Consider the following 13685-nt stretch of genomic DNA (forward strand, 5'->3'; position numbering starts at 1 on the left):
GAAAACCCCGAAGGGTGGTCATGAATTCAACTCGGAACGGCCCGGCGGAGACGCCCCGGCGTCCCGTCATCGGGATCGTCGCGCGGACCTCGCCGGTCACACTCCACGGCTCCGACCTGGTCGTCAGCCTCGCACTCCAGGCTCATGTCGCCTACCTCGCCGAAGCGGGCTGCGCCCCGGTGCTCCTGCCGCAGCTGCCCGGCGTCGAGCGGCTCGTCGACCGGGTCGACGGCCTGCTCGTCCCGGGCGGGCCGGACATCGACCCGGCGCTGTACGGTGAGGCCGCGCACCCGGTCACCCGGGCCATGACCCCGGATGCCGACCGGGTCGAACTGGCCCTGCTCAGGGCGGCACTCGACGCCGGGCTGCCCGTCCTGGGCATCTGCCGCGGCATGCAACTCCTCAACGTGCTGCACGGAGGCTCGCTCCATCAGCATCTTCCGGACGTCACCGGTCACGACGGTCACCGGCCGGGCACGTCGTCCTTCACGCTCGGGCGCCACCCGCTCAGGCTCATGGCCGGCAGCCGTATCGCCGGCGTCCTCGACGAGGACGCGCCGGAGTCGGCCTGCCACCACCACCAGGCGGTGGGGCGGCTCGGTGACGGTCTCACCGTCACCGCGTGGGCGGCGGACGGGACCGTCGAGGCGGTCGAGCTGACGCATCACCCCTTCGCCGTCGGGGTGCAATGGGAAGCCGGATACACGGCCGACCGGCGGCTGCACCACGCATTCGCCGAAGCCGCCGGTGCCGCGCAGAAATTCGGCGTGCCGTCGGGAATTTCACGTACTTGAGAAGTGGAAGCCCCTGCGGGCAAGCTTTTTCCATCCCCATCAGAAGGAGAAACACAGATGTCGCCGCGCATGCCTAACCCGTCGCTGGTGGTCCCCGATGTCCTGCCCCCCATGCGGGCACTGGTCAAGGCCATCAACAGTGTCGGTGTGCCGTTGCAGACGCTCGTTCTCGTCCACCTGCGGGTGAGTCAGATCAACGGCCGTACGGTCCAGCTTCCCGTGAAGAAGCGCGAGTTCGAGGATGCCGGCGAGGAGGACTTCCGTCTGCCGCTGGTGGAGACCTGGAGGGAGCAGACCTGCTTCACCGACGCCGAGCGTTCGGTGCTCGCGCTGGCCGAGGCCGCCACGCGGATCAACGATGTGAAGAACCCGGTCTCGGACGAGGTCTGGGACGAGGCCGCCCGGCACTGGGACGAGAAGCAGCTCGGTGCCGTGGTGCTCCACATCGGCCTGGTGAACCTCTGGAACCGCGTCAACGTCGCCACGAAGCAGGAGCCGGTCGACTGGCGGGTGAACCCCAAGACGTGGACCCCGATGACCACGCGGCTCGCTGCGAGCAAGTAGTGGCCCGATCGGCCCGCGCAGCACGAAGGCCCTGCCCGGTGGGGAATCCCCTCGGGACAGGGCCTTCGTGCTGCGCGGGCCGGCGCGCGACCGGGGCCGTGGCGCGAGCGCCGGGGCCCCGGAGCCGGAGCTCCGGGGCCCTTCTCGGGTCGGATCAGAACGCCTTCGTGCTCGCGGTGGTGAGGACCGCGAGCAGCGTGCGCGCCTGTACGTTGACGTAACGGCTGTGTCCGGCGAGCCAGTTGAGCTGGCCCGGGGTCACCCAGTGGAAGCCGGGCGGCGCCTCGGCCGGCGTCGTCGCCTCGTCGGTCTCGACGAGCAGATAGCGGCTCTCGGCGTTGAGGAACCGGCCGCCCTCCTCCGAGTGGACCGTGGCGTAGCGGATCCGTTCGGGCGCGGCGTCCAGGATCACGTCGAGGAACGGCGGGCGCTGCCCGGCCGGCAGGTGCGCGTAGTTCGACGGCACGCACTGCACGGTCGGCGCGAGCTCCACGGCGTCGAGGAATCCGCCCTCCACGCGCGCGTGCGCGAGGACGTGCGGGACGCCGTCGAACACGCGGCACGCGAAGGCGACCAGGCCGGGACCGACCGGCTCGATGATCGGCTGGGTCCAGCCGCGGACCTCGCGGCCCGCGCCCTCCACGGAGACCGCCACGACCCGGAAGAACCGGTCGTCCTCGCGGTGGATGGAGTGGGTCGTCCGCCGCCAGCCGGATATCTCGCGCAGCGCCGTACGGCGGGCGCGGACGTCCTGGCGGGCCCGCTCGCCGGTGAACCAGGTGAGCAGCCCGCCGTCGGAGGACAGCGCGCCGTCCTCCTGCGGTGCCATGGGGGCACTCGCGAGGACGGTCCGCGCGTCCATGTTCACCACGTTGTCCAGGGCGAGCAGCTCCACGATCTGGCCGAGCGTCAGCCAGGCGAAGTCGTCGTGGACGGGTACGGAGGTACCGGCGTCGACCTCGACGATCATGTTCCGGTTGCGCTTCCGGTAGAACCAGGCGCCGTGCTCGGACTGGAGGACGTCGGTGAGGACCCGGTCCCGGTCGGGCTCCAGGAAGTGCTCCAGGTACTTCACGGCCGCGCCGCCGTGGGCCTTGGTGTAGTTGCTGCGCGTGGCCTGCACGGTGGGCGAGAGCTGCACCAGATGGGGGTTGCCGGGCTCCATCTTGGCCTGCATGAGGAAGTGGAGGACCCCGTCGAACTCCTGGGCCAGGATGCCGAGGATGCCGATCTCCGGCTGGACGATGATCGGCTGCTGCCATGAGCCGTCGGGCCGGTCGACGCGCAGGCCCTCGATGGTGAAGAACGCTCCGCTGCTGTGGCGCAGGTTGCCGGTGTCCGGCGCGAAGGACCAGTTGTCGAGCCCGGCGAAGGGGATCCTCCGGATCTCGGTGCCGCAGGTGACCCGGTGGAAGTCGAGCCACTCCAGGATCTCGGCGGTCGTGCGGTGGGCGCCCCGCGTCGTCGCGGCCGAGCGGGCGAGACGCTCGGTGGTCCCGGCACGCGAGCGCGGGACGAGGCGGGTCCGGGGACTCATGCCCGGCCCCCGCTCTCCTTGACCGGCTTCCACCATCGCGGGTTGTCCCGGTACCAGGCGACGGTCTCGGCGAGGCCGCGGTCGAAGGAGGTGAGGGGCCGGTGGCCGAGCTCCTTCTCGATCTTGGACTGGTCGAGGGCGTAGCGGCGGTCGTGTCCCTTGCGGTCGGTGACATGGTCGATCATGTCGACGTCCACCCCGCAGAGTTCGACGATCCGGTGGGCGAGCGTCAGGTTCGGCACGGCTGAGCCGGAGCCTATGTTGTACGCCTCGCCGGCCCGGCCGCCGGTCAGGACGCGCTGCACGGCACGGCAGTGGTCGTCGACGTGGAGCCACTCGCGGATCTGCTGTCCGTCCCCGTACACGGGGATGCGACGGCCTTCGAGAAGGTTGGTGACCGCGAGCGGGATGAACTTCTCGGGGTGCTGGTACGGCCCGTAGTTGTTGGAGCAGCGGGTGACCGAGACGTTCAGCCGGTGAGTGCGGAAGTAGGCGAGCGCGATGAGGTCGGAGGAGGCCTTGGAGGCCGCGTACGGGGAGTTGGCGAGGAGCGGGGACTCCTCGGTCCAGAAACCCTCGTCGATGGAACCGTACACCTCGTCCGTGGAGATGTGCACGACCCGCCCGACGCCGACCGCGAGGGCTGCCTCCATGACGGCCTGGGTGCCCTCCACGTTGGTGCGGACGAACGCGGCACCGCTCTCGATGGACCGGTCGACGTGACTCTCGGCCGCGAAGTGAACCACCGCGTCCTGGCCTTCGAGCACGCTGTGGAGCAGGGCGCGGTCGAGGATGTCGCCCCGGACGAAGGTGAGCCGCGGGTGCGCGGCGGGGAGGTTCTCCCGGTTGCCGGCGTAGGTGAGTGCGTCGAGGACGGTGATGTGCGCGTCCTCGTATCCCGGGTATCCCCCGTCGAGCATGGTCCGTACATAGTGGGAGCCGATGAATCCGGCGCCGCCGGTGACGAGGATTCTCATGAGATCACGTCGCAGTCGGAGTTCCACGTTCGAGACATGTTCCTGTGCCCTTTGCGGTGAGGAGATGGGGTGCCGTGCGATGGGGCGTCTTTCAGATGGCTGGTTCGAGGAGTGAACGGCCGACGTAGGCCGCCAGGTGTTCACCGGTGCGTGTGGCGCGGCCGGCGATCAGCTCGGCCGGGGTGCCTTCGAAGACGATCCGGCCGCCGTCCTGGCCGGCGCCGGGGCCGACGTCGACGATCCAGTCGGCGTGTGCCATCACGGCCTGGTGGTGCTCGACGACGATGACGGACCTTCCCGCGTCCACGAGCCGGTCGAAGAGCCGGAGCAGCCGTTCCACGTCGGCGAGGTGGAGTCCGGAGGTCGGCTCGTCCAGGACGATCACCCCGCCCTTCTCGCCCAGGTGCGTGGCGAGTTTCAGCCGCTGGCGCTCACCGCCGGAGAGGGTGGTGAGCGGCCGGCCGAGGGAGAGGTGGTCGAGGCCGACGTCGGAGAGGCGCCGCAGGACGCGGTGGGCGGCGGGGACGCGGGTGTCGCCCGCGCCGAAGAACTCCAGGGCCTCGTGGACCGGCATCGCGAGCACCTCGCTGATGTCGAGGCCGCCGAAGAGGTACTCCAGGACGGAGTTGTCGAAGCGCCTCCCCTCGCAGTCCTCGCAGGTGGTGGCGGCCTGGGCCATCATCGCGAGGTCGGTGTGGAGGACGCCGGCACCGTTGCAGGTGGGGCAGGCGCCCTCGGAGTTGGCGCTGAAGAGCCCCGGCCGCACGCCGTTGGCCTTCGCGAAGGCCGTACGGATCGGGTCGAGGAGGCCGGTGTACGTGGCGGGGTTGCTGCGCCGGGAGCCCTTGATCGGCGACTGGTCGACGGCCACCACGCCGTCCCGGCGTGCCACCGAACCGTGGACGAGGGAGCTCTTGCCGGATCCGGCGACGCCGGTGACGACGCAGAGCACGCCGAGCGGAAGGTCGACGTCGACGTCCTGGAGGTTGTGTGTGGCGGCGCCGCGGATCTCCAGGTACCCCGTGGGCTCGCGTACGGTCGCCTTCGGACCGATCCGTTGGCCGAGGCAGCGGCCGGTCGGGGTGCCGCTCGCGCGCAGTCCGTCGAGGGTGCCCTCGTACAGCACCCGGCCGCCGTCGGCGCCGGCGCCCGGACCGAGGTCGACGACGTGGTCGGCGAGGGCGATGGCCTCCGGCTTGTGCTCGACGACGAGGACGGTGTTGCCCTTGTCGCGCAGCCGGAGCAGCAGTTCGTTCATGCCGGCGATGTCGTGCGGGTGGAGGCCGGTGGTCGGCTCGTCGAAGACGTACGTGGTGTCGGTGAGCGCGGAGCCGAGGTGACGGATCATCTTGACGCGCTGGCCCTCGCCGCCGGACAGGGTGCCGACGGGCCGCTCCAGGGAGAGGTAGCCGAGTCCGATCTCCACGATCGACTCCAGTGTGTGGAGCAGGGAGGCGAGCAGCGGCGTGACCGAGGGGTCGTCGAGACCGCGCACCCAGGTGGCGAGGTCCCTGATCTCCATCGCGCAGGCGTCGGCCATCGAGATCCCGTGGATCTTCGAGGACCTGGCCTCGGCGGAGAGCCGGGTGCCCGCGCAGTCGGGGCAGGTGGTGAAGGCGACGGCCCGGTCGACGAAGGCCCGGATGTGCGGTTGGAGCGACTCCCGGTCCTTGGACAGCATCGACTTCCGGAGCTTCGGAAGGAGGCCCTCGTAGGTGAGGTTGACCCCGTCGACCTTCACCTTGCGGGGCTCGCCGTGGAGGAACTCGCGCATCTCCCGTTCGGAGAAGTCGCGGATGGGCTTGCGCGGGTCGAGGACGCCGGACTCGGCGTAGACGCGGGTGGTCCAGAAGCTTTCCTGCCGCCAGCCGGGGATGGTGAACGCCCCGTCGCCGATGGCGCGCGTGTCGTCGTACAGCTGGGCGAGATCGATGTCGGAGACGGTGCCGCGGCCTTCGCAGCGGGGGCACATTCCGCCGTGGTAGACGGCCTTGCGGACGACGATCCGCTTGCCGCCGGCCTTGTCGACGTTCATGGCGCCGCTCGCCGTGCGGCGCGGGACGTTGAAGGCGAAGGCGCTGGGCGGGCCGACGTGGGGGGTGCCGAGCCGGCTGAAGAGCACGCGCAGCATGGCGTTGGCGTCGGTGACCGTGCCGACGGTGGAACGGGGGTCGGAGCCCAGGCGCCGCTGGTCGACGACGATCGCGGTGGTCAGACCTTCGAGGAGGTCGACGTCGGGGCGGGGAAGCGTCGGCATGAAGCCCTGGACGAAGGCGCTGTACGTCTCGTCGACCAGTCGCCGTGACTCGGCGGCGATCGTGCCGAACACCAGGGAGCTCTTGCCGGATCCGGAGACGCCGGTGAAGACCGTCAGCCGGTGCTTGGGGATCTCGACGTCGACGTCCTTGAGGTTGTTGACGCGCGCGCCGTGCACCCGGATCCGGTCGTGACGGTGGACGGAGGCGGATTCCTGGCTCATGGGTCTCCCTGGCTGAGGACCGGGCCGTGGTCGCCCGGCCCGTCCGGAGAGGGTGCCGTGACGGGCTCGGCGGCCGCTCGCAAACGGCTTGAGCCCCGCTCGGGAAAACATCCGAGTGGGGCTCACGTGGGATTCGAGTCGGCCGCGAGAGGGACACGAGGAGGCCGGGAGCCGGAATCGCGAAGGTTTTGCGAAGAATCGAGAAGCTTTTCGCCTCAGTTGTCCTGAAGAAGTCCGAGAACGTTGCCGTCGATGTCCGTGACGGTCGCGACAAGGCGCCCGCCGCCGACGTCGGCGACCGGGTTCTGGACGGCGGCACCCGCCGCGGTCACCTCGGCGAGCTTCTCCTCGATGTCCGGCACGTGCCAGTACGCGACCGGTGCGGACATGCCCTGGGTACCGGCGCCCGGCACCAGACCGATGTGCTGACCTGCGATGTCGTAGCCGACGTAGAAGTCGGAGACGGTCTGCGGTTCGGTGCCGAGCAGGGCGGTGTACACCCCCCGCGCCACCGCGAGGTCCTTGACGGGATGCAGGACGGTCTTGATCGCCTGCACGGAAGATTCGGCCGTGCTCATTCGGTTACTCCTGGGGTCGGGATCTCCTCCTCGCATGTTAATTAGAGCGCCGACGCGGCGCTTCTCTGATAGTGCCCTGATGGGATTCCAGCCGCCGTTGACCGGAAATGGAGGTTCGGTTGTCAGGCTGCGAGCGCGCTGTATTCAGAAGGGGAATCACGTGAAGAAGCTCGCATTGGTCACCACGGTGATCGTGACCGGTCTGGTGAGCCCGGTCCTCACTCCGGTCGCGGCGGCTCAGACCGCCGTCACGCAGAACGCCGGCACCCTCGCATGGGCTCCGTGCACGGAGAACGACCCGGTACTCGGCCCCATGCTCAAGGGCCTCGACTGCGGCACGCTCGAGGTGCCGCTCGACTACGACGATCCCTCGGGACAGAAGATCAAGCTCGCGCTGACCCGTGCCAAGCACACGGTCGCCGAGGCCGATTACCAGGGCGTCGTCATCCTCAACCGCGGCCAGTGGCCCGGAGGCATCGGCCGTGACCTTCCCACGCGTTACGCGAAGGGCACCACCGGTCTCGCCTCCGACGTCGGCAGCGCCTACGACTGGATCGGTTTCGACCCGCGCGGTGTGGGCGCCAGCGAGCCGGCCGTCGTCTGCGACCCCTCTTACATCAACCCGGGCCAAGCCCAGCCGGACCCGGTGCCGACCTCCTCGGCCGCCGAGCAGGCATGGGCGAACCGCGCCAAGGCGTACGCCGAGAGCTGCGGCCAGCAGTACGGCGACGTGCTCAAGCACCTGACCACCAAGGACGCGGCGCGCGACCTGGACCGGATGCGCATCGCTCTCGGCCAGGAGAAGATCACCTTCTTCGGCACCGACTGGGGCACCTACCTCGGCTCGGTCTACGCCACCCTGTACCCGAACCGGGTCAAGCGGCTGCTCCTGGACAGCGTCGCCAACCCGACCGGTGTCGGATTCCTGAACCAGTTCAGCAAGAACTTCACGTCGGAGCAGAACGCCGACCTGTTCTTCGCCTGGGTCGCCAAGTACGACAGCGTCTACCATCTGGGCACGACCGCCGCACAGGTCGAAGCCAAGTACTACGAGGGCCAGGACAAGCTCCGCGCCGCGCCCGTCGACGGCGAGATAGGCCCGGCCGAGTGGGCCGATGTCTTCGAGCCGGTCGTCTACCGGCACTGGATCTGGATGAACCGCGCGAAGATCCTCTCCGACTTCGTCGTCGACGACGACCCGACGTCGCTGAAGGCGAACTACTCGGACCCGGGCTTCCCGCACCAGAACCGCCACACCATGACCAACGCGGTCAACTGCACCGACGGCCCCTGGCCGAAGGGCTGGACCTCCTACAGCATGGCCTACGCGTCGCAGTACGCCCTCGGCGTCAAGTTCCTCACCTGGACCAACGCCTGGTACACCGCGCCCTGCGCCTTCTGGCCGGTGCCGTCCAAGACGCCCGTCCAGGTCGGTAACAGCAACGTGGAAGTCCTCATCGTCCAGCCGCAGTTCGACGCCGCGCACGGCCTCATCGGCGCCTACCAGACGCGCGCGCTGTTCCCGAACTCCCGGCTCATCCTGGAGAAGGGCGGCCACAGCGTCGGCGCGGCCCTCTCCGCGAACAACAACACCTGCCTGAACACCCACGTCAGCAACTTCCTGCGGGACGGCACCCGGCCGGCCGCCGGGTGGGGCACCGACGCGACCTGCGCGGCGGCTCCGGACCCGGTGCCCACCGCCTGACCGGAACCCGGGCAAGGCGTCCGGCGGCCGACGGGGCATCGCCACCCGTCGGCCGCCGGTGTCTTCGTTCGGTGGCCTCAGCGGCCGACGGACGCGCCGGCCCGGTGGGCCGCCGCACGATGAGCCAGGACCAGGTCCTCAAGGGTGCGCACCAGGTCGCCCGGCGCCGGCGTCGCGAGAACCTCCCGCTGGAGCCGCCGCGCGCCGGCCCGGAACGTCTCGTCCTCCAGCAGCCGCAGCAGCGCCTCGCGTACCGCGGGACCGTCGGCGTCCGAGGGCCGCATGGTGAGCCCCGCGCCCGTCCGCTCCAGGCACCGGAGCTTCAGCGGCGCGTCGAACGCCCGGCTGACGAGCAGTTGCGGCACCCCGGACCGCAGCGTGCAGCCGAACGACCACGTCCCACCGTGGTGCACCATCGCCGAGCAGCCCGGCAGCACCTCCGCGAGCGGTACGGACTCCACGAGACGGGTGTTGGCCGGGACGCGGCTCAACTCCTCCTGGGACTGCCGGGGCAGCGAGAGCACCAGCTCGATGTCCAGGTCGCCCACCGAGTCGAGGATGTCCTGGATCCGTTCGACCGACAGCAGCCGGCGCGCCGACCGGTCGTCGGCGTTGTCGCCGAAGGTCATCAGGACGCGCGGCGCACGCGGTGGCTCCGCGGCCCAACGGGGCATGACGGTAGGTCCGTTGTAGGGGACGAACTGCACCGGGATCGTCGTCGGCCGCGGATCGGGCCGGAACGCGGCGGGGAGCGGGTCGATCGTGAACTGCCCGTTCACCAGGTCCTCGGAGAACTCGCCGCCGTACTTCTCCACCCAGTCCGTCAGCCACTCCTGGAGGGGGTCGGCCCGGTCGTGCTCCGGCTGCCGCGCCTTGGCGTGCAGGAAGTCCTCCCGCATCCGGGTGTAGACGTCGACCGAATACAGCACCCGGGCGTGCGCCGCGCCCACGGCGGCGGCGGCGATCGCGCCGGCGAAGGCCTTCGCACCCCACAGCACCAGGTCGGGCTTCCAGTCCAGGGCCAGCTCGACCAGGTCCTCCATCATGGAGTCGTTCGACCTGCGGGCCTGTGGCAGCACCAGGTCGTCGAAGACCCGTGTGACCTGCTCCCAGCCCAGCCGCTCACGGTCGGGCCGTACGTCGAAGAGCGGGTCGAGGCCCCCCGCCCCGCCGGGCCCGCGCCCCGGAATCGGCGGGGCCGCCCTGCGTTCCCGCTGCTGCGACCGGTCGCCGGCCTCCTGCTCCCGCGCGGTCTCGCCGGGCCCCACGCCCACCCCCGTGAGGCCGGCGCCGGTCACGGCGTCGAGAAGATTGGGCCACCCGGCCACCCGTACCTCGTGCCCGGCGGTCTGCAGGGACCAGGCCAGCGGCACCAGGTTGAAGAGATGGCTCCTGAACGGGAACGGGACGATGAGCACGCGCACGACGGATTCCTTCGGTCAGGGGAAGCGGGGCGAGGGGCGCCCCGCGTGTCGTCCCTTCCATCCTGATCATGCGTCGGGTACGGCACTTCTCCGAGTTTGCCGCCCGGTGCCGGTCGCGGCGGTGACCACGAGCGTGGTGACGACGACCGCGAGGACGGCCGGCAAGGGGCCCGCCAGATCGCTCAGCGCGCCCATGACCAGGATCGACACGGCCACACCCGAGGGCAGCAGCGTCGCCCGCAGCGTCACCACCGAGGACAGCTCCTTGTCCGACACGGCCGCGAGGACCCTGTTGTTGTAGTGCACGAAGGCAAGCTCGAAGAGCACGAGGAAGACCGCGTACAGCGCCAGCGTGGGGACGGTGCTCGCCACCAGCACCGCCGCGAGCAGGGGCGCCATCGGCAGCACCAGCCACACGGTCGGGGGCACGTGGTCCAGATACCGCTGGGCCGGCAGGGCGGCGAGGGAACCGGCGAAGACCGCGACGGCCGAGACCGCGACGAACACCCCGACGAGCCGGGTGTCGCCGTCGAGGAGACGCAGCGGGATCACGGTGACGGCCACGGTGTGGAAACCCTGCCAGAACGCCACCAGAAGGAAGCGGACGAACAGGCGGCGGACGACGGGGTCCTCCACCCGCAGCCGCGCCCCGGTCCCGGACTTCTTCGGTGACGCGGTGCTCTCCGCCGCCGCCGTGGCCACGGACGGCAGCGCCCAGGCGAGGAGCGCGGAGAGCGCGAGCGTCGCCGCGTTCAGCGCGATCAGTCCGCGCGGCGAGAGCACCGAGGAGGCAGGCCCGGCGAGCGCGGCGCCCACGCTGAGTCCGGTCAGTTTTCCGATCTCGGCGAAGGTGTTGGCCCGGTCGAGCCGCTCCTTCGGCACCGTGCCGCGCAGCACCACCGACGTGGCCGAGCGGGTCACCGCCTCGAAGAAGCCTCGGGCGACGACCAGGCAGGTGGCGGCCGCGAGCAGCGCGCCGCCGGGCACGGCCAGGGCCACCGCCGTGAGCAGCAGGCTCGCCGCCTCCGCGATGCGGACGAGCCGCTCCGGGGCGCGGCCGGCGAGCAGCCGGTTGAGCGGCGCGGCGAGCAGCAGCGCCGGCAGCCAGGGGGCGCTCAGGACGACGCCGGCCAGCAGTCCCGAGCCGGTGACGGAGCCGATGTGGGTGGACAGGCTCACCAGGAGCAGAAAACTCCCGGATGTGTTGACGAAAAGCAGGATAGGAATACAGAGAGGCGATCTCGCATATGCACGGAAAAATGTCATGAAGAGTCGTCCAGAGGCTGGAGGATGTCAGAGGCGAAAGGATTTCGGCGAGCGGGCCGGGTGTCTATCTTTGAACATATGACAACAGCCGCCCAGGACCTTCCTGGTACTCCGTGCATCGTGATGGTCGACGCCTACGCGAGCGTCCGTTCACTCGTTCTCGAATTCCTTCGGCAAGGATGTTCCGTCATCCGCGTCCAGAGCACGCGCGATACCCCGTACGTCTACCGGTCGGCTCCCTATGTCCCCGAGGACTTCATCGCCGACATCACCCACGAAGGCGATGTCGCCGCCACCGTGAAGGCGGTCGCGGAGTTCGCGCCGGTCGCCGTCGTCTCCGGGGGCGAGATCGGCGTCGAACTCGCCGACCTGCTCGCAGAGCGGCTCGGACTGCCCGGCAACGGCACCGCCCTCAGCGCGGCCCGCCGCGACAAGCACCTCATGATCGAGACGGTCCGCGCCGCCGGACTGCGGGCCGCCCGCCAGCTGTTCGCCACCGATGCCGAGGAGCTGACCGCCTGGCACCGCGACCTCGGCGGCCGGGTCGTCGTGAAGCCGCCGCGCGGCGCCGGCAGCCAGGGCGTCACCTTCTGCGACACCCCCGAGGAGTCGGTCGCCGCCTTCCGTCTCCTCGCCGGCGCCGACGACGTCTTCTCCCAGCCCAACAACGGGGCCGTCGTACAGGAGTACCTCGCCGGCACCGAGTACATGGTCAACACGGTCAGCCGGGACGGCCGCCATCACGTGTGCGACGTCTGGCACACCGATCGCGCCAGCCGCAACGGGGTCGTCGACCTCTGTGACGCGCTCCGCCTCATCGACTCCGGCAGCCGGGTCGTCGCATCCCTCACCGACTACGCCTTCAGCGTCCTCGACGCCCTCGGCATCCGGTACGGTCCCGCCCACCTGGAGATCCGGATGACCCCGGCCGGGCCGTGTCTGGTGGAGGTCGGCGCCCGGATCGCGGGCGGCGGCATCCCCGCCACCGCGGGCCTCGGTATCGGCGAGTCCCAGCTGGAGTGGACCGTCGACGCCGTCCTGCGGCCCGAGCGCTTCCACGAGCGGGCCGGCGCCCCGTACGAGATCCGCCGGTACGCCGCCATCTACGGCATGGTCTCGCCCGTCGAGGGCGTGCTCCGCGCGTACCGGGGGATCGAGGAGATCGAGCGTCTGGAGGGCCTCCACACCCTGACGCCCCTGGTCCGGCCGGGCCAGGGGATCCGGCGGACCGTCGACGACCTCACGTACCCGGTCATCGTGACGCTGCTGCACGAGCTCGACGAGGTCGTGCGGCGTGACCTCAACACCATCCGGCACCTCGACGGCGCCGGGTTCTACGCCGTCGACGGGGCGGCGACCGACTCCTGAGGAGCGTTCGACCGCCGCCCCGCCGCAGTCGAACGTCACACCGGGGCGGCGGCCGGCTTTATGCGCGTCCAGGCCGGGCGGGGCACCCGGTACACGAAGCTGACGGCCGTCCGCGGCTCCGAGGCCGTCGTGTTGGGCGCCGAGCGGTGCAGCACCATGCCGTCGAACATCACGGCCGAGCCCGGCTCCAGCGGCATCGCGACCGGATCGGCCGTACGCGGCAGGTGCTCGTCCGCCACGCGCGGCTCCACCGCGTGCCGCAGAGGCGCCTCTCCCGGGAGCCGCTCCCGGTCCCCGGTGTGCGGGAACAGCCCGAGGAGATGCGAGCCCGGAAGGAACTCCAGACAGCCGTTGGACGGGACGGCCCGCTCCAGGGCGATCCAGATCGTCACGATGCCGTACTGTCCGGCGGCGAACCCGGGCGGCGCGAACGCCATGTCCTGGTGCCAGGGCTTCGCCGATCCCACCGCGGGCGGCTTCGCCCACAGGAACGCGTTGACCAGCGTGCCCGCCGCGCCCGAGGCCGCCCGTACCGGTCCCTCGGCCAGGCCGAGGGACCGCTGCACGGCGTCGAACGCCGGCTCGTGCACATGGATGCGGTCCACCGACCGCAGCACGCCGGGCAGCGCGCCCGCCCCCTGCTGCCAGGCCGCCCAGCCGCCGATGCCCGGCGCCTCCAGGACGAAGTCCCCGCTGGAGGCCGAGCGGTCGCGGGCCGACTCCTCAAGACGTCCCGCCGCGCTCCGCAGCTCGGCCAGCTCCGCCCCGCCGACCAGCCCGGGCAGCCGTACGACCCCGTTCTCCCGCATCTCCCGGGAATAGGTGTCCGCCATTCTTCCTCCCTTTCTCCGGTTCGGATGACCGCGAACCTACTCGGACGATTCGGACGGTGTTCGTGTTCAACCGGCGGCATTCCGCGAATGTTGCCGCCCGCTTCTGCGTCCGCCTAAGGTCCTGGGCCGTGAGGTCGGCCAGACCCACGCATTCTCGGAA

11 protein-coding genes are annotated in these 13685 nt (G+C 70.6%); 4 read left to right on the plus strand and 7 right to left on the minus strand.

The annotated features are described in order from the left end of the window. Nucleotides 1-20 precede the first annotated feature (20 nt). Nucleotides 21-794, plus strand: a complete 774-nt coding sequence (locus KME66_RS10325) for a gamma-glutamyl-gamma-aminobutyrate hydrolase family protein (protein WP_216321221.1) — start codon at nucleotides 21-23, stop codon at nucleotides 792-794. A 69-nt stretch (nucleotides 795-863) separates the two neighbouring features. Then, entirely contained in the window at nucleotides 864-1358 is a 495-nt protein-coding gene (locus KME66_RS10330) for a carboxymuconolactone decarboxylase family protein (protein WP_253208285.1), read from the plus strand. Nucleotides 1359-1512: 154 nt separating this feature from the next. Here KME66_RS10330 and KME66_RS10335 read toward each other — a convergent pair whose 3' ends face one another. The 4 genes from KME66_RS10335 to KME66_RS10350 form a co-directional block, all read right to left on the minus strand. Then, nucleotides 1513-2895, minus strand: a complete 1383-nt coding sequence (locus KME66_RS10335; RefSeq protein ID WP_216321227.1) for an NDP-hexose 2,3-dehydratase family protein — start codon at nucleotides 2893-2895, stop codon at nucleotides 1513-1515. Then, on the minus strand, nucleotides 2892-3872 hold the full coding sequence (gene rfbB, locus KME66_RS10340; RefSeq protein ID WP_216321229.1) for a dTDP-glucose 4,6-dehydratase: 981 nt from the start codon (nucleotides 3870-3872) through the stop codon (nucleotides 2892-2894). The genes KME66_RS10335 and rfbB overlap by 4 nt, the downstream gene beginning before the upstream one ends. Nucleotides 3873-3963: 91 nt before the next feature. Next, nucleotides 3964-6351, minus strand: coding sequence for an excinuclease ABC subunit UvrA (locus KME66_RS10345; protein ID WP_216321232.1), 2388 nt, complete (start codon nucleotides 6349-6351; stop codon nucleotides 3964-3966). A gap of 215 nt (nucleotides 6352-6566) precedes the next feature. Beyond that, a complete protein-coding gene (locus KME66_RS10350; RefSeq protein WP_216321235.1) occupies nucleotides 6567-6929 on the minus strand; it encodes a VOC family protein in 363 nt (120 codons plus the stop codon). 160 nt (nucleotides 6930-7089) lie between these two features. On the opposite strand from KME66_RS10350, the gene KME66_RS10355 reads away from it, so the two are divergent. Next, complete coding sequence (locus tag KME66_RS10355) at nucleotides 7090-8634, plus strand: alpha/beta fold hydrolase (RefSeq protein ID WP_216321237.1); 1545 nt, start codon at nucleotides 7090-7092, stop codon at nucleotides 8632-8634. Nucleotides 8635-8711: 77 nt separating this feature from the next. On the opposite strand, the gene KME66_RS10360 is transcribed toward KME66_RS10355, so the two are convergent. Next, nucleotides 8712-10058, minus strand: a complete 1347-nt coding sequence (locus tag KME66_RS10360) for a nucleotide disphospho-sugar-binding domain-containing protein (RefSeq protein ID WP_216321239.1) — start codon at nucleotides 10056-10058, stop codon at nucleotides 8712-8714. Nucleotides 10059-10124: 66 nt separating this feature from the next. Continuing rightward, a complete protein-coding gene (locus tag KME66_RS10365; RefSeq protein WP_216321242.1) occupies nucleotides 10125-11324 on the minus strand; it encodes an MFS transporter in 1200 nt (399 codons plus the stop codon). Nucleotides 11325-11402: 78 nt separating this feature from the next. Between KME66_RS10365 and KME66_RS10370 the strand changes: the two genes are divergently transcribed. Next, nucleotides 11403-12692 carry an ATP-grasp domain-containing protein gene (locus tag KME66_RS10370; protein ID WP_253208287.1) on the plus strand — a complete coding sequence of 430 codons (1290 nt, stop codon included), beginning with the start codon at nucleotides 11403-11405 and terminating at the stop codon, nucleotides 12690-12692. Nucleotides 12693-12727: 35 nt separating this feature from the next. Here the strand turns inward: KME66_RS10370 and KME66_RS10375 are convergent, their stop codons facing one another. Further along, nucleotides 12728-13525: a phytanoyl-CoA dioxygenase family protein gene (locus KME66_RS10375; RefSeq protein WP_216321244.1), complete on the minus strand. Its 798-nt coding sequence runs from the start codon at nucleotides 13523-13525 to the stop codon at nucleotides 12728-12730. Between the last annotated feature and the right edge of the window lie 160 nt (nucleotides 13526-13685).

This window comes from Streptomyces sp. YPW6, assembly GCF_018866325.1.
Taxonomy (GTDB): domain Bacteria; phylum Actinomycetota; class Actinomycetes; order Streptomycetales; family Streptomycetaceae; genus Streptomyces.

Excerpts from the sequence above, each read along its gene's own strand:
- KME66_RS10325 (WP_216321221.1), top strand. The coding sequence starts at position 21 with ATGAATTCAACTCGGAACGGCCCGGCGGAGACGCCCCGGCGTCCCGTC.
- KME66_RS10330 (WP_253208285.1), top strand. The coding sequence starts at position 864 with ATGCCTAACCCGTCGCTGGTGGTCCCCGATGTCCTGCCCCCCATGCGG.
- KME66_RS10335 (WP_216321227.1), bottom strand. The coding sequence starts at position 2,895 with ATGAGTCCCCGGACCCGCCTCGTCCCGCGCTCGCGTGCCGGGACCACC.
- rfbB (WP_216321229.1), bottom strand. The coding sequence starts at position 3,872 with ATGAGAATCCTCGTCACCGGCGGCGCCGGATTCATCGGCTCCCACTAT.
- KME66_RS10345 (WP_216321232.1), bottom strand. The coding sequence starts at position 6,351 with ATGAGCCAGGAATCCGCCTCCGTCCACCGTCACGACCGGATCCGGGTG.
- KME66_RS10350 (WP_216321235.1), bottom strand. The coding sequence starts at position 6,929 with ATGAGCACGGCCGAATCTTCCGTGCAGGCGATCAAGACCGTCCTGCAT.
- KME66_RS10365 (WP_216321242.1), bottom strand. The coding sequence starts at position 11,324 with ATGACATTTTTCCGTGCATATGCGAGATCGCCTCTCTGTATTCCTATC.
- KME66_RS10370 (WP_253208287.1), top strand. The coding sequence starts at position 11,403 with ATGACAACAGCCGCCCAGGACCTTCCTGGTACTCCGTGCATCGTGATG.
- KME66_RS10375 (WP_216321244.1), bottom strand. The coding sequence starts at position 13,525 with ATGGCGGACACCTATTCCCGGGAGATGCGGGAGAACGGGGTCGTACGG.